The sequence below is a fragment of the Tumidithrix elongata BACA0141 genome (assembly GCF_036349135.1).
GTDB lineage: Bacteria > Cyanobacteriota > Cyanobacteriia > Pseudanabaenales > Pseudanabaenaceae > Tumidithrix > Tumidithrix elongata.
The window spans coordinates 1-19,675 of sequence record NZ_JAZBJZ010000039.1; the positions used below are offsets into that span (position 1 = coordinate 1).

General features: G+C 45.6%; 19 protein-coding genes. 5 read left to right on the forward strand and 14 right to left on the reverse strand.

Annotation, left to right across the window (positions count from 1 at the left end):
• Positions 1-80 precede the first annotated feature (80 nt).
• Complete coding sequence (locus tag V2H45_RS11265; protein ID WP_330483746.1) at positions 81-917, reverse strand: isopenicillin N synthase family dioxygenase; 837 nt, start codon at positions 915-917, stop codon at positions 81-83.
• An 89-nt stretch (positions 918-1,006) separates the two neighbouring features.
• Between V2H45_RS11265 and V2H45_RS11270 the strand changes: the two genes are divergently transcribed.
• The 4 genes from V2H45_RS11270 (at position 1,007) to V2H45_RS11285 (ending at position 7,290) form a co-directional block, all read left to right on the forward strand.
• Positions 1,007-2,020 (forward strand): type I glyceraldehyde-3-phosphate dehydrogenase, encoded by a 1,014-nt coding sequence (locus V2H45_RS11270; protein WP_330483747.1) that lies wholly within the window; start codon positions 1,007-1,009, stop codon positions 2,018-2,020.
• A 234-nt stretch (positions 2,021-2,254) separates the two neighbouring features.
• Positions 2,255-4,207: a CHASE2 domain-containing protein gene (locus tag V2H45_RS11275; protein WP_330483748.1), complete on the forward strand. Its 1,953-nt coding sequence runs from the start codon at positions 2,255-2,257 to the stop codon at positions 4,205-4,207.
• Between the two features lie 205 nt (positions 4,208-4,412).
• Entirely contained in the window at positions 4,413-4,694 is a 282-nt protein-coding gene (locus V2H45_RS11280) for an antibiotic biosynthesis monooxygenase (RefSeq protein ID WP_330483749.1), read from the forward strand.
• Between the two features lie 157 nt (positions 4,695-4,851).
• Complete coding sequence (locus V2H45_RS11285; protein ID WP_330483750.1) at positions 4,852-7,290, forward strand: CHAT domain-containing protein; 2,439 nt, start codon at positions 4,852-4,854, stop codon at positions 7,288-7,290.
• A gap of 457 nt (positions 7,291-7,747) precedes the next feature.
• Here the strand turns inward: V2H45_RS11285 and V2H45_RS11290 are convergent, their stop codons facing one another.
• The 3 genes from V2H45_RS11290 to V2H45_RS11300 form a co-directional block, all read right to left on the reverse strand.
• Positions 7,748-9,157 carry a serine/threonine protein kinase gene (locus tag V2H45_RS11290; protein ID WP_330483751.1) on the reverse strand — a complete coding sequence of 470 codons (1,410 nt, stop codon included), beginning with the start codon at positions 9,155-9,157 and terminating at the stop codon, positions 7,748-7,750.
• Positions 9,158-9,205: 48 nt separating this feature from the next.
• Entirely contained in the window at positions 9,206-9,424 is a 219-nt protein-coding gene (locus V2H45_RS11295; RefSeq protein ID WP_330483752.1) for a hypothetical protein, read from the reverse strand.
• A gap of 64 nt (positions 9,425-9,488) precedes the next feature.
• Complete coding sequence (locus V2H45_RS11300; RefSeq protein WP_330483753.1) at positions 9,489-11,480, reverse strand: transglycosylase domain-containing protein; 1,992 nt, start codon at positions 11,478-11,480, stop codon at positions 9,489-9,491.
• A gap of 39 nt (positions 11,481-11,519) precedes the next feature.
• Here V2H45_RS11300 and tyrS point away from each other — a divergent pair, with 39 nt between their 5' ends.
• Positions 11,520-12,758, forward strand: a complete 1,239-nt coding sequence (tyrS, locus tag V2H45_RS11305) for a tyrosine--tRNA ligase (RefSeq protein ID WP_330483754.1) — start codon at positions 11,520-11,522, stop codon at positions 12,756-12,758.
• Here the strand turns inward: tyrS and V2H45_RS11310 are convergent.
• From V2H45_RS11310 to V2H45_RS11350, 10 genes are all read right to left on the reverse strand, one after another.
• Positions 12,750-12,980 (reverse strand): YgaP family membrane protein, encoded by a 231-nt coding sequence (locus V2H45_RS11310; RefSeq protein ID WP_330483755.1) that lies wholly within the window; start codon positions 12,978-12,980, stop codon positions 12,750-12,752. The two genes, tyrS and V2H45_RS11310, sit on opposite strands and share 9 nt — an antisense overlap.
• A gap of 199 nt (positions 12,981-13,179) precedes the next feature.
• Complete coding sequence (locus tag V2H45_RS11315) at positions 13,180-13,530, reverse strand: ArsR/SmtB family transcription factor (protein ID WP_330483756.1); 351 nt, start codon at positions 13,528-13,530, stop codon at positions 13,180-13,182.
• A 186-nt stretch (positions 13,531-13,716) separates the two neighbouring features.
• Entirely contained in the window at positions 13,717-15,612 is a 1,896-nt protein-coding gene (locus V2H45_RS11320) for a tetratricopeptide repeat protein (RefSeq protein ID WP_330483757.1), read from the reverse strand.
• Positions 15,613-15,811: 199 nt separating this feature from the next.
• Positions 15,812-16,471, reverse strand: a complete 660-nt coding sequence (locus V2H45_RS11325; RefSeq protein WP_330483758.1) for a ribonuclease H-like domain-containing protein — start codon at positions 16,469-16,471, stop codon at positions 15,812-15,814.
• A 66-nt stretch (positions 16,472-16,537) separates the two neighbouring features.
• Positions 16,538-17,101 carry a Uma2 family endonuclease gene (locus V2H45_RS11330; RefSeq protein WP_330483759.1) on the reverse strand — a complete coding sequence of 188 codons (564 nt, stop codon included), beginning with the start codon at positions 17,099-17,101 and terminating at the stop codon, positions 16,538-16,540.
• A gap of 87 nt (positions 17,102-17,188) precedes the next feature.
• Positions 17,189-17,455, reverse strand: coding sequence for a type II toxin-antitoxin system RelE/ParE family toxin (locus tag V2H45_RS11335; RefSeq protein WP_330483760.1), 267 nt, complete (start codon positions 17,453-17,455; stop codon positions 17,189-17,191).
• A 2-nt stretch (positions 17,456-17,457) separates the two neighbouring features.
• Positions 17,458-17,664, reverse strand: a complete 207-nt coding sequence (locus V2H45_RS25610) for a hypothetical protein (RefSeq protein ID WP_408648770.1) — start codon at positions 17,662-17,664, stop codon at positions 17,458-17,460.
• Between the two features lie 385 nt (positions 17,665-18,049).
• On the reverse strand, positions 18,050-18,256 hold the full coding sequence (locus tag V2H45_RS11340) for a DUF6887 family protein (protein ID WP_330483761.1): 207 nt from the start codon (positions 18,254-18,256) through the stop codon (positions 18,050-18,052).
• A 68-nt stretch (positions 18,257-18,324) separates the two neighbouring features.
• The gene (locus V2H45_RS11345; RefSeq protein ID WP_330483762.1) at positions 18,325-19,203 is read right to left on the reverse strand and encodes an alpha/beta hydrolase; all 879 of its coding nucleotides are present in this window, start codon (positions 19,201-19,203) and stop codon (positions 18,325-18,327) included.
• 19 nt (positions 19,204-19,222) lie between these two features.
• The gene (locus tag V2H45_RS11350; protein ID WP_330483763.1) at positions 19,223-19,672 is read right to left on the reverse strand and encodes a GNAT family N-acetyltransferase; all 450 of its coding nucleotides are present in this window, start codon (positions 19,670-19,672) and stop codon (positions 19,223-19,225) included.
• Positions 19,673-19,675: the final 3 nt, after the last annotated feature.

Here is a 19,675-nt window from a genome sequence, read left to right on the forward strand (position 1 = left end):
TTATTGCTTAATCTATATTTACATATATTGGCATTTCCATGCCTACCTACTTATTAAACACCTGTTACACCATCTCATGTCTAAAGTAACCCTATTTCTCTAAGCCGTTGTTGTAGGTAATCTTTGGCAGTAATCCCTTTAGATAATATGACATCAGAACGTGGATGCAAAAACAAAGGCATTGAGTATCGAGATTTTAAGGCTGCCTCTCCTACAGGATTGACGACACGGTGGGTGGTTGAAGGATAGTAGCCCTGACTGGCTAGTTGCAACATATCGCCAATATTCACAATCAGATCGCCTGCATGGCAAGGGACTGCCTGCCAGTTTCCCTGCCGATCGCAGATTTCTAGACCTGTAGCCGTCGCCGCAGGCAATAAAGTAATTAGATTGATATCTTCATGGGCAGCCGCCCGCACAGAGCCTTCTGGAGCAAACGTTAAAGGGGGATAGTGCAAAATCCGCAAAACGGTTGCTTGACTGTCGGCAATCATTTGGTGAAGGGGAACAACTTGCTCAGAACCTTGCAAAATCGGTGGTGAAGCGGCTTCAATCCAGCCTAATAACTCTGTGGCTAGCTCAACCAGCAAGTGAAATAACTGCCAGGTGCGATCGCTCATGCCTTCGGGCAACTGACTCCAGCCATAAAGGTGGTAAAACTCTTTGAGATCGGGGCGATCGCATCCTTTGGCTTGTTCTGAGCGAAAGGGGAAATAGCCAGACTGCACATTCGGCTCGAATGTATAGAGGTGTTTATCAGGTGTATTAAAAAAATGCGCCCATTCTTGATAGGTTTCAAAGATCGTATCGGCAGCGATCGAATGGTTGGTCAACACAGCAAACCCTGACTGATGTAAAGTCTCAGTAAACAGGGTAGAAGCTTGAGCATCTTGATAGTTAACTTTCAGAAAATCCATCACAAACAGACGATAAATTAGTGCGTATTTTTCGGTATCATAAGCTTCAGTAAGCAATTTAGAAAATTTTAATAAAGGGCAAATAGGCTGTGACTATTAGGGTAGCGATTAATGGATTTGGACGGATTGGGCGCAACTTCTTGAGATGTTGGGCAGGACGCAAGGAAACTGGTCTAGAAGTCGTTGGTATCAATGACACCTCAGATCCTCGTACCAACGCCCACTTGCTAAGATATGACTCCATGCTGGGCCGATTTGATGCTGACATCAGTGCTGATGACGACTCAATCACAGTCAATGGCCACAAAATTAAGACTGTTTCAGATCGCAATCCAGAAAACCTTCCTTGGAAGGACTGGGGCATCGATCTAATTATCGAAGCAACGGGTGTATTTATCGATCACGTCGGTGCTTCTAAGCATGTGAAAGCAGGTGCTAAGAAAGTTTTAATTACGGCTCCTGGCAAAAATGAAGATGGTACGTTCGTCATGGGTGTCAACCACGAACAATACGAACATAACAAACACCACATCATTAGTAATGCCAGTTGTACGACCAACTGCCTAGCCCCTGTTGCAAAAGTTCTGCACGAATCTTTTGGCATCGTCAAGGGTGTAATGACTACGACGCACAGTTATACAGGCGACCAACGTCTCCTTGATGCGAGTCACCGCGATCTGCGCCGTGCTAGAGCTGCTGCCCTCAATATTGTGCCAACCTCCACAGGTGCTGCAAAAGCGGTAGCTCTGGTTTTGCCCGATCTTGCTGGCAAGTTAAACGGGATTGCACTACGCGTCCCTACACCCAACGTTTCAGTTGTGGACTTTGTGTTCGAATCGGCAAAACCAACGATCGCTCAAGAAGTCAACGAAGCACTCAAAACAGCATCTGAGGGTACTTTAAAAGGCATTCTTGACTATAACGACTTGCCCTTAGTATCGGTTGACTATCGCGGTACTGACGCCTCTTCTATTGTGGACGCTCCTTTAACGATGGTCATGGGCGGCAACTTGGTTAAGGTTATCGCTTGGTATGACAACGAGTGGGGTTATAGCCAACGGGTTGTCGATTTAGCAGAACTCGTTGCTAAGAAATGGCAGTAAGATTTCGCTTGAATTCTGAAAACAGCCTATTGTTTTGAATTTCATATTGAATTCATATTGAATTAAGAGGGTCAAGGGCAAATATGCTAATGGCTCTCTTTTGTTTTGTGCTTTGTTTTTTTGGGGGGCTCCCGAGGTTTGCGCTATTTAGCCGTTGTCCTAGCGATCGCTTATATGTCAGCGTAACTCTTAGAGGCATTCCATACAATCGAGTTCAAATACTTCTCTTGCACTATGAAAATACATAAACATCTGCGCGGTTTAGGTAGTTTCTGCAAGCGGCACCATCAACATCTGGTCGGTACTCTAATTACATTTTCAGTGGCTTTGGGTGTGGTGGGGCTGCGAGGCATCGGCAGTTTTGAGCAGATCGAGCTAAAAACCTACGACTATCTGCTGCGATCGCGATCGCCCGAACCACCCGATAAACGGGTCGCGATCGTGGAAATTAGCGAAGATGATATCCAACGTAAAGGGGCTTGGCCATGGTCAGATCAAATGTTTGCCGATCTAATTTCCAGAATTGCGGCAGCAAAACCCGCAGCGATCGGCATTGATAAATACTTTGATATTCCCGTAGGGGATGCCAGTACGAGAGAGAAGGGTCGGCAAAGCCTGATCGCCGCGATGAAATCCGCAGGTAATGTCGTCAATGTCACCTATGTGTCAGTTAAGGAGGGGGCTAGGGGAGTTAATCTACCCGAAGATTTAGCCAAGGTCAGTGGGGCAGGGTTTGCCAATATTCCTACGGATGAGGGATCCATCGTGCGTCGAGCCCAGATTGCGGGTGATTATGGTTCTCTCGCCCTCGAACTTGCGAGTATTTTTCTAGAAAAAACTCCCGATAAACAGATCAAGTTCGATCCCAGTAAAAAACAGTTTTCGGCTGGCAATCAAGTTATTCCCCGCATCACGGACAACTATGGCGGCTATCGTCATGAAGGCAGTGGCGGTTATGAAACCCTAATCAATTTCAGAGGCAAAGAAAGATCGTTCGAGCACATCTCCGCTGTAGATGTTTTAGATGGTAAGGTCAACCCCGATCGCCTACGCGATCGCGTGATCTTAGTGGGAATTACATCGATCGCGCAAAAAGATAGCTTTCCTACTCCCTTTAGCACGGGTAAAGAAGAACTGATGTATGGGGTGGAAGTCCACGCCAATATCGTCAGTCAACTCCTCAGTGCAGCTCTCGATGGTAGACCGTTTTTGCGCGCCTTGCCCAATGATGCCGAATCGCTGTGGATTGTGTTCTGGACGCTTGTGGGCGGTACGCTCGCCACCTATGTGTTAAATGTGGGTAAAAATTTAACTGTACTGATAGTCATGGCGGCAGGACTATCAGGAGCAGTCTACTGGGCATTTTTACAAGCATTGTGGTTACCCTTCTTTCCTGCGTTCTTGGGTTTACTAACTGCAAATATCTTGGTAATTGCCTATCAGCTTGCGATTCAGCAATCGGAACGCAAAGTTTTAATGGGGATTTTCTCGCGCCATGTCTCTAAGGAACTCGTAAATATCATTTGGGAAAATCGCGAAAAGTTTCTGCAAGAAGGACGGATTACAGGTCAGGAAGTCTATGTGACCGTTCTCTTTACGGATATGCGGAACTTTAGCAGTGCCGCAGAGGCACAAAAACCGGGGGAAACCCTCGACTGGCTGAATGAATATCTCGGTGCGATCGCCAACGAAGTTCTAGCCCATGGCGGTATGGTGGATAAATATATTGGCGATGCTGTGATGGCTGTGTTTGGTGTGCCCATTCCCCATGGCAGTGAAGTAGAACGCGATCGCGATGCTCAAAATGCGGTGGCGGCGGCGATCGCGATCGCCCAAAAAGTAATCAAAATGAGTAATGACTGGGTTGAACAGGGTATCCCTCCAGTGGTGACGGGGATTGGCATTAACTCAGGTATTGTGATTGCAGGGAGCTTGGGTAGTGCAGAGCGTTTAGAGTATTCGGTTCTGGGAGATACGGTGAATGTTGCCTCGCGCTTGGAAAGTTTTAACAAAGAAGTTGATGGCGGCGAGTACCACATTCTGATCAGCGAAGATACGCACAAACGCCTTGACAACAAATTTAAAACCGAGTTTGTCTGTAACTACGCGCTCAAAGGACGACAGAAAGAAACCGAAATCCATCGCGTTGTTGGCTTCAATCAAGGGCAGGAAGATACCAAATCTTGAATTGTCTTCCATCGATTCGCTCCCCCTACCCGATAGGACTGCCAAAGGGAAATGTGTTCTCCCCCTTTTTGCAAGGGGGGCTGGGGGGGATCCTTGGGATGTATAGCGTTTCAGGTTTTCTTTTTCCAAACAGATGTTACGGGAGGTTCCAAATCCCAAATCTGTCGCAGTGTTGATTGAGTTGTTTAGATATTGAGAAGTCGTTATGCAGTACGTGTTGATTATTCATGAGGTTGAGAATTATGCAGCTTGGAAGAAAATCTTTGATGCGGCTTCAGGCATCAGAAAGCAGGCTGGCGAGCGTTCTTATCAGGTTTTGAAATATGAGAACGAACCCAATAAAATTGTCCATTTCTCGGAATGGACATCCATTGCGGCAGCAAAGGCATTTTTTGAGTCGCCCGAACTGGTTAAAATCAGAGCAGAGGCTGGTGTGAAGGCTCCTGAATTCGTTTATTTAGAGCAACTTGAGTCGGGTGTGTTGTGAAATTCTATAAATCAAATTTGAGTGGTGTGTTGTGCTTTGGGACTACAGACCCACACCTGTCGCCATCTAAAACTTAAGCGAAAAATTGTGTTCTATTGAGGGCGTAAGCGTGATAGATTTTGAGATGTGAGACATATTGCTCTAGGAGGATCGTGCGATGCGCTCTCGTCTGAAATTAATTGGTGTTAATGCGATCGCGTTATCCCTCTCCTTCTGCCAAGTCTCTACCCTCTATCCTCTAGAGCCTGCTTCTGCCCAGACGGCACAAGATCGCAAAGCGGAAGCAGATCGGCTGTTACAGCAGGGGATTCAGCAATATCGAACTAGCCAGTTTGAGGCAGCATTACAGTCATCTCAACAAGCATTACAAATTTACCGAGTGATCGGCAACCGTCAAGGGGAGGGACATGCGCTGGGAAACCTGGGAATCGCTTACAATGCTCTCGCTATGTATGACAAAGCAATTGAGTACCAAGAGCAAAGCTTATTAATCGCGCGGGAAATTAAAGACAGACTGGGCGAGGGCGCAGCGCTGGGAAATCTTGGAATTACTTACGATTCCCTCAGCAAGTACGACAAAGCAATTGAGTACCAAGAGCAAAGATTGGCAATCGTGCGGGAAATCAAAGACAGACTGGGCGAAGGCGAAACGCTGGGAAATCTGGGAAAAGCTTACTATTACCTCGGCAAATACGACAAAGCGATCCAGTACGACTTGCAATGGTTAGCGATCTCACGGGAAATCAAAGACAGACATGGTGAAGGCTATGCTCTGGTAAGTCTGGGAATCAATTACCGCGAACTTAGCAAGTACAACAAAGCGATCGAGTACTACTTGCAAAGCTTATTAATCGCGCGGGAAATTAAAGACAGACTGGGCGAGGGCGCAGCACTGAGAAATCTGGGAATTACTTACGATTCCCTCGGCAAGTACGACAAAGCAATTGAGTACCAAGAGCAATGGTTAGCGATCTCACGGGAAATCAAAGACAGACTGGGTGAAAGTCATGCGCTGGTAAATCTGGGAGACTCTTACTATTACCTCGGCAAGTACGACAAAGCAATCGAGTACGACTTGCAATGGTTAGCGATCTCACGGGAAATCAAAGACAGAGAGGGCGAAGGCGAAGCGCTCAACATTATCGGATTTGTGCTGGAAACTCAGAAACAACCAGATCTCGCCATTCTCTACTACAAACAATCCGTCAAGGTGACTGAGTCCATCCGCAAAGATATACGCAAACTCGATAAAGATATTCGAAAATCCTATTTAGATGCCGTCTCTTATCGCTATAAAAACCTTGCCAATCACCTCCTCAAACAAGGGCGAGTTACCGAAGCATTACAAGTCCTCGATTTGCTCAAAATCCAAGAACTCGAAGACTATCTCAAAAATGTCAAAGGTAACGATCGCACGGCAAAGGGAGTCGAACTTTTAGCGCCAGAGAGAGCTATCAGCGGTCAGCTATCAGCTCTCAGCTATGACAAAATCCCAGAACTCAACCGCCAACTAGCCAGCCAGATCCAGCAACTGCCAAAATCGGAAATCAACAAGGTTCCCGACTACCTGCAAAAGCTACCCAAAGGAGCTGTCCTACTCTATCCCCTGATTCTCGATGACCGTTTGGAACTGATCTTTTTCTCCGCCAATACTCTCCCCATCAACCGAACCATCCCCATCAAAAAAGCCGATCTAGAAAAGCTCGTTACAGATGTTCGCGCTGACATGCGAGACTACACTTCCCTAGACATCAAAAACTCTAGCCCGAAACTCTACGGCGTTCTGATCAAACCCATCGAAGCAGATCTCAAACAAGCCAACGCTACCACCATTCTCTACGCACCCGACGGCATCTTGCGCTACATTCCCCTTTCTGCACTTTACGATGGTAAACAATGGTTGGTAGAGAAATATCGCGTTAATAACCTAATTGCTTACAGTCTCTTCGATCCAGATAGCAAACCTCAATCCAACATTCGCATCTTTGCTGGTGCATTTGGTGGTAAAAAAGGAGAAAACCGATTTGGAGCGAACGGATTGCCTGCAACCATTCCCGAAGTCGAAAATATTCAAACTTCATTTCCAAATACGACAAAGCTTGTCGATCAAGACTTTACAGCCCAAGCCAGTAAAGCAAAAGTTTCTGGGAATGCGATCGTCCATTTCGCCACCCATGCCAAGTTTATATCGGGCAGTCCGTTAGATTCCTACGTGTTGTTTGGCGATGGCAGCAAAGTCACCCTAGCCGAGATTAACGAATGGCAGCTCAAAGATGCCGATTTAGTCGTTCTCAGTGCCTGTGAGACGGGTGTAGGCAGTTTGGGCAATGGTGCAGAAATCCTCGGGTTTGGCTATCAGGTGCAACGTGCGGGGGCAAAGGCTTCGATCGCCTCCCTCTGGACGGTATCTGATGGTGGCACGCAGTTGTTAATGGAAGCGCTGTATGGCAATTTGCAAAAGGGAAATACCAGCATGTCCACTTCGCTCAGAGAAGCACAGCTCAGCATGATTCGCAGATCGGTAAAGCAGGGAGAGATTAATTTCAACCATCCCTATTACTGGTCTGCTTTCGTCCTGATTGGGAATGGATTGTAGCTACCGTAACGGCAGTTCGGGGCCGAAAAACCTGAAACGCTTACATCCCAAGGATCCCCCCCACCCCCCCTTGAAAATAGAGGGGAGAATTCACTTGTCCCCTTTTGTAAGGGGGATGCCCGATAGGGCAGGGGGATCAAACCTCTCGGTTCCAGCAAGTCGGCTTGATTTGTATGGCTCCATCCTTTGTCTTCCACTTGCCAAGTAGGCGATCGCTCACTGAAGTACAGGAAGCAAGCAATACTATCAAAACCAAAGCAATAAAAAATTTTTCACGAAGAATCTTTGAAAAAGTAATAATCCCAATTTTAAGAGGAAATGCAAAAGGGCAGATTACAAAATTTTGAGGTGACTTTGAGCAATCAGCTCATTAGAGAAGAATTAAATGCAAACCACGATAAGCCTGTTTTCGCGAAGTGAGATAGCATTCATCTCTGTGTTCGGGCAATCGTCGCAGTCATCTTTGTTGCCGAACAAACTCAGATATCTCGGCAACGAGCCAGTCTAATTCCTTTTGATCGAGTAACTCGGAATCTAGGCGATGTTCTTGGGTTCCTTCCCAAATCGAACAATTGGTGGCTTTGCCATTTTCAGAGGACTCTTGGGTTTTGTTTGTAATCGCTGTGATATCAGCCACATAGCCTTGAGATTGGGTAAACTTGATGCCGAGAAAATATTTTTTGATGTGGAATGTATTCCGATCGATCGCGATATGTACCTTGCCAAAAATGGAGAAAAGCAACATGATCGGAGCGACAATCGCCATCAAAAACAGGGGTGAAGTTACAACACCAAGCAGAATCTTTAACCACCATTCGCCCGTCGAAAACCAAGGTAAAATCCATGTAAATAGAGCGAAGTAAACTAAGCCACCAAAAAAACCTGCTCCCCAAAGCGTATCGCTCTTAAGTTGAGGTGGAATATCAATGGTCAGGCGATCGCTGCTTTTCTCTAAGACAACGCGACTGTCTAGAGGTTTACGCGGTTTCGCGATCGCTGCGTCTAGAAGATTTTGTGGAGCGATGGAGCTGAGTGGCGATCGCTGGGATGATTCTACGTTACCTTCTTTACGCAAGGCAGCAAGGGCTACTTGGGCGGTCTGACATCGATCTTCGAGTACTGGTTCCAACAGGCGATCGAGCCAATTGGCGAATTGAGGTGATAATTGCAATTGGGAACGAAAATCGATCTTCATGCGCACTTGAGGTAGTTCGGCAGGCGATCGATGGGTCAGCAAGAAAGCAAGGGTTGCACCTAGGCTGTACAGATCAGAGGCACAGGTGGTCTGACCTTGAAATTGCTCAGGTGGCATATACCCATAGGTTCCAACAAAGGTTCCACTGCGAGTTGCTGTATTCCAGACATCTTGAACTGCACCAAAATCCACCAGAAACACCTGCCCATCGGGCCGACGAATAATATTTTGCGGCTTAAGATCGCGATGAATTACTGGAGGTAAAAGACCATGCAAGTAGCTGAGAACTTCTAAAATCTGTTCGGCAATTTGCTTGACTTCTGCTTCGGTGGCATGCCAGCCCTTTTGAACGAGTGCTGCTAGCGAGTCCCCTTCAATTAACTGCTGTACTAGATAAAAACGGCGATCGCTTTCCGTATCAATTTGAAAATAGTCTAGATATTTAGGAATGGCAGGATGATCGAGATTTGCCAGCACCTTTGCCTCTCGCTCAAACAGCTCCATGACTTTCCAGTCAGAGATTTGGCGCAGGGAGAGAACCTTGATCGCAATTTTTTGCTGGCTCAGAATATCCGTGGCAGCATAGGTGGTTCCCATGCCACCCTGTCCCAATAGATCGACGATTTGATACTGTTCCCGAAGAATGTCACCCAGTTGATGTAATGATTCCATACTGTTTCTATCCTTGGGTTTTGCAGAGACTCCTTTTGCGTGGAACCTTTAGCGCCGCAACCACAAAATCAAGGCATAAATAGCAACGGGGAGCGTAATTGCCGCGATCGCAATCCCATTCATCATGGATGTTGGCAGATCGTGGGCTGCGATCGATGAGAAAGCGGGAAGTAGAGGTAGCCCAAATTTAACGGCAGCACTGGCGATCGCCGAGAGTACCATTACTTTGAGGATAAGCGCGAACTGGGAGGTGAAAGGCGATCGCATGACTTACTAGGTTTTGAATTAGTTTACTGAAATTAGAAATTTGATAAGCCGTTGAGCTTCTCTGTTAGTTCTTTTTCCCGTCGGTTTTCGTATCTGTTTTACGATCTGGCTTCACGTCATTTTTGCGATCGGTTTTCGTATCCGTTTTACTGTCAGCGGGAATTTCACTCGGTACGGGGAACTGCTCGATTGGAACCCCAGCCATCGCTTTTTCCATAAATTGTCGCCAAATCGGTGCTACGTAGACACCGCCCGTAACACCATGAGCCATTGCAGAATAGTCATCATTACCGATCCAGATTGCCACTGCCAATTGCGGTACGTAACCCACAAACCAAGCATCGCGGAAATCAGAAGTTGTGCCCGTTTTGCCTGCGACGGGGCGACCATCGCTCAATTGGGCTTCCGTACCCGTACCATTCGTCACCACGCCTCTCAAAACGTCAGTAAGTTCTGACACAGCGATCGGATCGAGAATGAGTTCGGGCTTGGGTGTGTTATCCCAAATCACGTTGCCGTTGCGATCGGTAACTCTGGCGATCATTGTGGTTTTCGACTTATAACCACCGCTGGCAAATACAGCATAGGCTCCTGCAACTTCTAGGGGGGTGACATCGGCTGCCCCCAATGGCAAAGAAATTACGGGCAACATGGGACTGGTAATCCCCAACTTGCGGCATAGCGCCACCACATTGTCCATGCCAACATGCAAGCCCAGTCTGATTGCGGGAATGTTGCGCGATACCGCCACTGCCTGACGAATGGTAATCACACCTGAAAACTTGTTGTCATAGTTACGGGGTTGATAATTTTCGTCGCCATCGGGGATACTCATCGGCGTATCCTCAATGCTAGAGTCAGGTGCATAGTCGCCTGTGGCAAAGGCAGCATAGTAGACAAAAGGCTTAAAGGACGAACCAAGTTGTCGTCTTGCTAGCACCGCTCGATTGTATTGGTTTTTATCAAAAGGTCCAACTCCACCTACTAAAGCCTTGACAAAGCCCGTGCGGGGATCGACGGCAACCAAAGCTAACTGATTGGCATAGGCACCGCGATCGTTCAGATCTTTATGCGCTTGTTCGGCGACCTCTTCAGCAATGCGTTGTAGCCTTAAGTCAATGGTGGTCTGTACGCGCAGTCCCCCTTTAAGCACGACATCTTTGCCAAATTTTTCTTCTAGCTCTACGGTCACCGCTTGCGTGACATAGGGCACGCGGCTGGCTTCGTAGGAAATACCTTTGCCTAATTTAATTGGTTGTGCCTTGGCGGCTTTGACTTCGGCGGGAGTTGCCCAACCAATTTCCTGCATCCGATCTAGTACGAGTGCCTGTCGATGTTTTGCAGTTTTGTAATCATCTACAGGATTAAATGCCGAGGGTGCTTGAATTACCCCTGCCATCATTGCGGCTTCGGCGAGGGTCAGGTCGGCGGCGGATTTACCAAAATAGTTTTGTGCCGCAGTTTCAGCCCCATTCGTGTTTTGTCCCCAAAATACTTGGTTGAGGTACATTTCTAAAATTTGATCTTTGGTGAAAACCTGCTCGACGCGCATGGCTAACACAGCTTCAGCCACCTTACGGTTGATGCTTTTTTCGGAGGACAGGAATAAATTTTTCACCAATTGCTGCGTTAGGGTAGAGCCACCCTCTAGGGTGCTACCCGCATTAAAGTTGACCACGATCGCTCGGGCAACACCACTCGGATCGACTCCTTTATGGGTGTAAAAGTAGGCATCTTCGATCGCCAGTACAGCGCGTTTGAGGTGCGGAGAGATGCGATCGAGCGGTACGACCTCGCGGTTAATGTCGCCGTGCAGTCGGGCGATTAGTTCGCCGTTGATGTCGTATATATAAGTTGTCTCAGCAGGAACATACCCTTTTAAAACTCTAACATCGGGTAGATCGCGAAATGAGAGTGCTAAGCCTACCAAGCCACCTGCGACTCCGGCTCCGCCAATCATGACCACAGCAAGCAGTGTACCGCCAACAGCTTTGAGGGTTCCTCTCAAAATGCTGCCTGCTAAAGAACCAGACTGCTTTAAACTATTAGATGCCACAGTAGTTTGCCTTTTCAACGTTTGTTATTTGTTGTAGGAATGCCAGAAAGTTTAACCGACACCACCCCAAACTTGCCACAGTCTCATACAAATTTTTTGCTAGCGCGTGGCGTAGTTGAGATTTTTCCAGACAGCAGTTCTGAGAACTTGCTCAACAGGATAACAGAAGCTAACCGACCCCTGCGGATCAAGTTAGGCATCGATCCCACTCGCCCAGACTTACACCTCGGACATACGGTAGCCCTTCGCAAGTTGCGCCAGTTTCAGGATGCAGGTCATGTAGCAGTATTAATCATAGGTGATTTTACTGCACAGATTGGCGATCCCACAGGCAAATCTGAGGCACGTCCTCGTCTGACAGCGGTGGAAGTGCTGCACAATGCCGAAACCTATCTCGATCAAGCCCGTAAGATTTTGGACTTTCGCAGCGATCGCTTAGAGTTGCGCCACAACAGTGAATGGCTAGGTAAGTTAGACCTCCAAGAAATTATCGGCTTAATGGCAAGCATGACCGTAGGTCAAATGTTAGCCAAAGAGGGATTTTCGGGCAGATATGAGAAAGGTACGCCGATCTATCTGCATGAATTTCTCTATCCGCTGTTACAGGGCTATGACTCTGTAGCCATTCAATCGGATGTAGAGCTGGGCGGCACAGATCAAAAATTTAATATTTTGGTCGGGCGCGATCTGCAAATTCATCTCAATCAAACGGGCAAGGATAAGGTGGGGCAATTTGGTCTGTTGCTGCCCTTGCTCGTGGGCTTAGATGGCGTCCAAAAAATGTCTAAGTCGCTCGACAACTATGTGGGCTTGACCGAAGATCCGCTCTCGATGTACTCCAAACTAGAGAAAGTCCCCGATTCTCTGGTAAATCAATATTTTGAGCTACTTACAGATATTGACATTACCGCGTTACCCGAAAATCCTAGAGAAAGGCAAAAACAACTGGCAAGAGCGATCGTGGGGCAATATCACGGTGGGGACGCTGCCCTCCAAGCCCAACAAGATGCTGAAAAAATTGTGTTGTCGGGCGTCACTTCTGATTTAGGACAAATTCCTGAGTTTGCGCTTTCTGCGATCGCTTTTCCGACACCGCTTTACTACCTACTTAAGGCAAGTGGGTTATGCAAGAGCAACAACGAAGCCCAAAGTCAGATCAATAATGGGGCAGTGCGGATCGATGGCGAGAAAGTGCAAGATTTAACCTTTGCTACGGCAGACGAACTGACGGGTAAGGTGCTTCAGGTTGGCAAAAAGAAATTTTTGAGACTAATTTAACCTTAGGCAGGGGATCTGCTTTTGGGGGCGATCGGTGCGAATTCCCAATAGCCTATACAGACCGCAGAACCCAACTAGACCTGTTAAAAAGGCAACGCCTCCAAAAATGAGGAACCCAGTTCCCAGCGTTGAGTTGTTAAAGGGAACAAGCCCTAAATACAAAAAGATGGAAGATAGTAGTAAGCGGATCAGGCGATCGCTCACGCCTACATTTGTTTTCATCGTCCTAATCTCTTTTTTAATGCTTCTGTGTTGTGTCAAGCGCATATATTTACGATTGCGTTATCTTTATTATTATATTCCTATATAGTAATATTATCAAACTCAAAACTGCCAGTTCATACCAATTTCTCTTAAATTTGCAACAGAGCAAAACTGGTATAGGGTAATTTCTTAGGAAGATATAGACTGTCCGTTCAGTTTATCGGCGTAATACTTCCAATTGCTGAATTTGTTGAAGTTGCTGAGATTGTTCTTGCAAACGAGTTTCCAAGCTTTGACACACAAGTTCGCACAAATCAAAGATCAACGGGTCGGTAATGGCATAGTAAACGCTAACTCCCCGAGGTTGCCGCGTTACAATACCCGCTTGGGCGAGAATTTTCAGATGCTTGGAAACATTCGCTTGACCGAGTCCTGTAGCCTCCATAATTTCAGAGACATTTTTGGTTCCAAATTTGATGGCGCACAATACTTGCAGCCGACTGAGTTCCGACAGCACTTTGAAATATTCAGCCACTTGGGCAAGCGCAGAAACAGAAAGTTGGGACATAACACTCGATCGCTTCAAGACTAATTTGAATCAATGGTAATTGGTTTAATCATATTACTATATAGCAATATAGGATCCAAGCCTGAGGTGCAATATAAACTGGCATCTGTTGCGATCGCAGCCACCCTGAGGAATTCTTTAGCATTTTAATGAACCTTCAGAAGTTAGACCTCACAAAATCGGCAACTAACCTTGTCGATAGCGCGCAATTAAGTTGGGCAGGTGGTCAAAACCATCGACCCCGATTTGGGCAATCAATGGCGATCGCATCTGTTGTAAGAGATTAAAGAAATTCTCTGCACCCAGTTTGCCTTGCAAAATCACGATCAAAGCCGCAGATTGCTGCCATGCTTTACTATGCCGCTGCTCTAAAAGATACATTCCCAAACAGGCGTGATAAACTGCGTCCTCCAGTTGATGGAGCTGATAGAGTGCCTCGCCGAGGTAGGCATGACTGAGTGCCTGTAAATCGCGATCGCCGATCTGAAGGGTTAAAGCCAATCCTTGCTCCAGAGCCAACTGCGCTTGGCTTGGCTGCTGGAGTGCAACATAGGCAGTGCCGAGTCCAACCCAACAAAGTGCCTGATTTTGCCGATCGTTGAGCTTCTCAGAGAGTTTTTGTCCCCGCTCCAAATGACCGATCGCGGTTTCTAGGTCTTCGGGTGTTACGGATTCCTGTTGCCGCGCGAGCGTGACTTCGCTATAGCCCAAGTTGGCAAGAGCATTCGCTTCGCCTTGGCGATCGCCTGTTTGTCTCGCCAAAATCACGGCTCTCTGCGCGTGAGATTCACTCATATTGAAATCTTTTTGATACAGACAGATTCGGCTGAGATGATTGAGGTTAGCGATTTCACAGCGAAGATCGCCGACTTCACGCGCTAGATTCACTGCTTCTTGATGGAGCGAAATCGCTCGTTCGCGATCGCCCATCCAAGCTTGCGAATAGCCTAAAACAGTAAGAATTCTTGCTTTTTCCTGCGTGTTCTCAGATTCTTTGAGAGGGCGATCGAGGTAGTTGATCGTTTCTCGGAAGCTCTCGCCCGAAAAGGAAGCGAACACGCCACCATAGAGCGGAAAATTTTCGCGTTGGGCAAAGGTTCGCAAAATCTGTAGGCTAATTCGGAAACAAATTTTGGAGAGGGTTTGGCGATCGCGGGTAGATAGCTGCTGTGCCTGTTGGAAGCCTTGATTGAGTTCGCCCCAGATCATGGCAAAAGCAACGAAGGTTACACCCGCCATATGTAGACCGATCTGAGCGTTATAGGGCTGTCGATCGAACCATCGTACCAAACCATTTTGTAAGTATTGCAGGAGGATTAAAAGTTCAACCCAAGCACTGACATCGATACTCGGTTGTGCTTGGGCGATCGCTGCCGCTGATTGGTTGTTCGCCTGTCCCGCAAAGAGTTCTCTAGGCAGAGGGCTCGTAACCTGTTGCGACCAAGTCTGCCAAGGCCCAACAACTTTAGTCGGTTCAAACCCAACCTGTGCGGGAGCGCCATACAGCCAAGTTACGAGGGAACCTTCTAAGCGATCGAAGTCAGCCAAGCCACGGGTTAAACCTTGGGCAAACTGTCGCAGTTCAAAGGCTTCGGACTGTTCTGGTAAGGTTTCGGCTGATTTTTGCAACAATTGTGCCAGCAGTTGAAGATGTTGGCGTTCAAAGACTGGCGTATGATTGGGGTCGAGAACTTGAATTAACGTAGATAGACGTTCTTGAGGTTCTGCTTTAAGAATTGTCTGTAAACCTCTGACACAGGTATCTTGAACTTGATAGTTTTTTTGCCACAGCGACCAAGCATCTTTGAGGATTTTGAGAGCGCGAAGTTTGTGATTGACCTTGGCTTGCTTGACTTCATCAGTTTGAGCAGCCAACTGCGCCTGCAGCACATTTGTTTGTTCTTCAAGCGCACGCTCAAAGATTTCACCTGTTCCAGATTCTAGGCGATCGCTGAGAATGCGATAGACATGTTCCTTGGACAGCAATTTGCCCGTATTAATGTCGGTAATGGTTTGCTCGATAAAGGCAATGTAGCGATCGCGTGTTGTCGGTATTGGCGCATCATTTACAGAATCTGACATATTCGTTGTATCAGTGGAACTAGTGGGAATGGAATCGAGGAGTGGATATTCTAATTTTTGAAGGAGTGCCGTTGATGGCTTGTCCGATCGAACAACTATTCAGGATTTGAGAATATTCGCTGGGAAGTTGTCATGAAAGTTTTGACTGCCGCGATCGCGCTCTTTCTGCATTTTTAAGAACGGCTTCTACCAATTATGCTTAACTACTATATCGGAGTGGTAAGGTAACATGGCTGGCTTGATGGACTAAAGGAAAGCGATCTTGCCAGTTTGTGACAATGTTGAAGTAATTGGTTGCGTCTTCTAAACAATACTCATAAATATTGTTTAAGACCTGTTCGTGACCGATTTCTTTGCGCAAGACCTTAATGCCATTGCGATAGACATATTCCCCTTTAATCTTTTTATTAATTTGAATTCCTAAATGTTCAAATAAACTATTGAGCCCTTGATGCAGGTCTTTTTTTCTACTCTTTGTTTGCAAATCGAGGATTTTAATTTCTCTTACATGTAGGGGTAATCGCATATCAAATATTCTCTTTCTAAGGCAACTAATATCGCTGGTTGATATGCCATATCCTACAAAATATTTTCTCTGTAATAACTGAATATCGGCAAGAATATCTTCTAGAATTTGTTTCTCTTGTTGTCGCGATTCAATAAACTGAATTTTTATATATTGTTCGCTGCTACCTTCTAAAATTCGCGTGATGGTATAGCCAAAGATCATGTTATTCACTAACCCTTCTTTGCGGAAATCTCGACACCATTCCAAGTCCAAAAACACTAGATCGTGAATGGAGCCATCATAAAAATTGTTGATATAGTTTGTAGTAACTTGAAATTCTTGCTTATACATTCATCATTTATTGCATCATTTATTATTTATTTGATGATTTGTTCAGTGGTTTCGCCATCAGATTTTTCATCGTTTGGCTATTTTTAACCACTCAAAAACTTGCTCGGCTGTCAATTCTAAAGTAATTCCCTCCAATATTTGAAGCTGATGATTTCCTCTACAAACCTTAGGTTCTTGTTGTGGCGCAAAAATCAAAACAGAATAATCATCTGGATCGATCATCCATCCCAATTGACAACCATGCTTAATACAATGCAAGAGATTGTCAATTACACGACTTGCTTTTCGATCGGGTGAAAGGATTTCGATTGACCAGTCGGGTGCTTCAAGAAAATTATCCTCTGGCTCTCCTGCTTCATTGACTTGAATTCGATCCCAAGCAATGACTGCAACATCAGGAACAACCGATCTGCCAGCAAAAGTACATCGCAGTTCAGGTAAAGCTGTATAGGTTTCGCTATGACGATCGATCGCAGCCAATAATCGTTTCTGTAAAATAGCGTGTCGAGTTTTGGGCATTGGCTTTTGAGTCACAACCCCATCTGCATATTCCCACGCTGGGGATTCCTCTATGTATGATTGTTTGAGGAATTCTGCGATCGTAAGAATTTTGGGTAGAGGGGCTATCATAATTGATTGTCAGCGATTTACATCCACAGTGGGAACTAAATTCGGTCGGATGGAACAGCTTTATTGTAATGACGAAGTCACTAAAGCTTAATACACTTCGTCATGGCTGCCAATATCTACAAACACAGCCTTTTCATCTTCCGTAAAGTAAAACAAAACCCTCTCATCATAATCTACACTAAAACTCCAAAACTCCTTGAGTTTGCCCGATAGTTTGTGCGTTTTCAAACTTGGATCGAATGGGTCTAAGGTAAACTGCTCTAATTTCTGCCAAAATCTTGACTCTAAATCTAGGCTACCTTTGATGCGTTTTTTGAAAGCACGTTTAAATGAGGGGCTAAAACTGACTTCCACGATCAATCCTCTAGCTGTAACCTAAGTTCTTGGATATTAGAGGAAAATTTTAGCTCATCTCTTTGATGTGCGATTCTCGCTGCGCTGAAGTTTTCATATATCTCATCTCGACGTTCTTCACGGAGGTATTGCTTCAACAACAATTGAATTTCGTGCTTTTCCTCTGCAGAGAGTGTTTTGATCGCCTCAACTACATCACAAAAAGTCATTGCTTGCAATGCCTCGCTTTACTTACTAAACCAATATAACACGTTGCCGATTTCCCAGACACAAGCCATATTTAGCAGGACTTTAAAGCGAAACCACGATTTCGGAATTAGTCTTAGCGATCACCATTATTCTCTATCTCAAACTAAAAGCTGGGCTCTTGCGAGCTTTTAACTGCAATGACTAACGAACAAGACTTTGGATTGACCCACCACTCATTTCCATGGCAATCGAAGTGGTGGTGATAGCCAAACCATGTAGCATCATCAAAGTCAAACCAATCTGCAAAAATCTCTAACTTCTCTCATGTGTTTCAAGTTTCAACTTTTCGCGACTAATTTCCATTGAGTCTCTACTACATTTGACTGGTTAGCCAACCGAACGATTTCAATTTATTGCCGCTTCAAGTTTTTGGCGAATTGCAGCTTGAACTTTCTCATCAAAATTAGGATCGCTAGGACTTGTAATAATTCTAAGCGATCGCTGATTGAGTCTGTCTAAGTGTGCTTGAAATGCAGCGAGATCGCCGCGATGTTTGAGGAAATATTGTTTTAGCTCGGCATCAGACATGGCGTTGTAATTAACTTTGCTCATAAACAAACTCCCAATTGGGTAAGATTTGAAATTCAATCTCTTCGTCAGACTTCTTCCGAATCTATAGCTCAAATACTTTTGCGGTTGCTATATTGCCACATTGCTTGTTGGACAAAGTGTTTGACACTTTGCCTGTCTTGCACAGAAAGATGGTTATCATGTCCCCCACCTTGAACTACGATCAATTTTTTAAATTTAGGTGCAGCATTGTATAAATGCTCTCCCATTTCAATTGGAATTTGTAAATCCTCAGTACCAGTAACGATTAGGACAGGCATTCTGACAGATTTCATTTTCTCTAATGATTCAAATCGTTGTCTGAGTATTAATTCAACGGGAAGTAACCAATATAAACCAAAGCGCTTTGTCATATCTCGCATACTGGTAAACGAGCTTTGTACAATTAATGCTGCGGCTTCTGGATGCCTGGCAGCCAAGTCAATTGCGATCGCACCTCCAATTGAGTGACCGTAAATGACAATCTGATTTGGTAAGATTTTGCGCTCTTGGGTCAGGTAATTCCAAACTGCTTGAGCATCCTCATATACTTGAACTTCTGTGGGAAATGCCCCCTGACTCTGACCAAACCCCCGATAGTCAAATAAAAAGATTGAATATCCGAGTTGGTGGAACTGAAGTGCTTGACTTACGTTCGCGCCAATATTGATTGCATTGTGGTGAAAATACAGTATGACAGGCGCATTTGGCTGTTGAGCAGGAATCCACCAACCATGTAGTTTTTCAGTTCGTTCTCCTTGCGAAATAGAGATCCAAACGTCTTGATATTCCAGTTGATACAAAGAAGGAGTATGTTCGAGCGTACGACTAGGAAAAAACATCAGTCGCTCTTGCAGGGTGAAGAGAGCAAGGCAAACTAAACTGTAGCCAATTCCCAACCCTATTAAAATGCGCTGCCATCGGTTCCAAGCAAATTTCTTGTCAATCATAGCAGCAGCAATGCCTATCCTACTTTCTTAATAATTGATACGCATAGTGATAAAAGTCCTTGCTTTGAATATATCCAAGTGATTCGTAGAGAGATTGCGCCGCAAGATTAGAAACTTGAGTGGATAGAATGATGCGAATTGCGCCTGTTTCCCTTGCAAAATTCTCTGCTGCACTCATCAGTAACTTCGCAACTCCCTGCTTTCGATATGCTTCTTCCACAAATAAATCGTTCAAAATCCAAATACGTTTCATCGATACCGAGGAAAAGCTTGGATAAAGCTGAGTAAACCCAGCCATACGATCGCGATCGTATGCCACAAACACAGTAGAATCCATTTTCTGCAAACGATCTTTGAGAAACGCTCTGGCAGATTCTAGATCTGATGACTGGTTGTAGAACATACGATAGTGATCGAATAACTTCGATATTTCCTCAAGGTGTTCAAAATTAGCTAGAACGACTTCCATTCA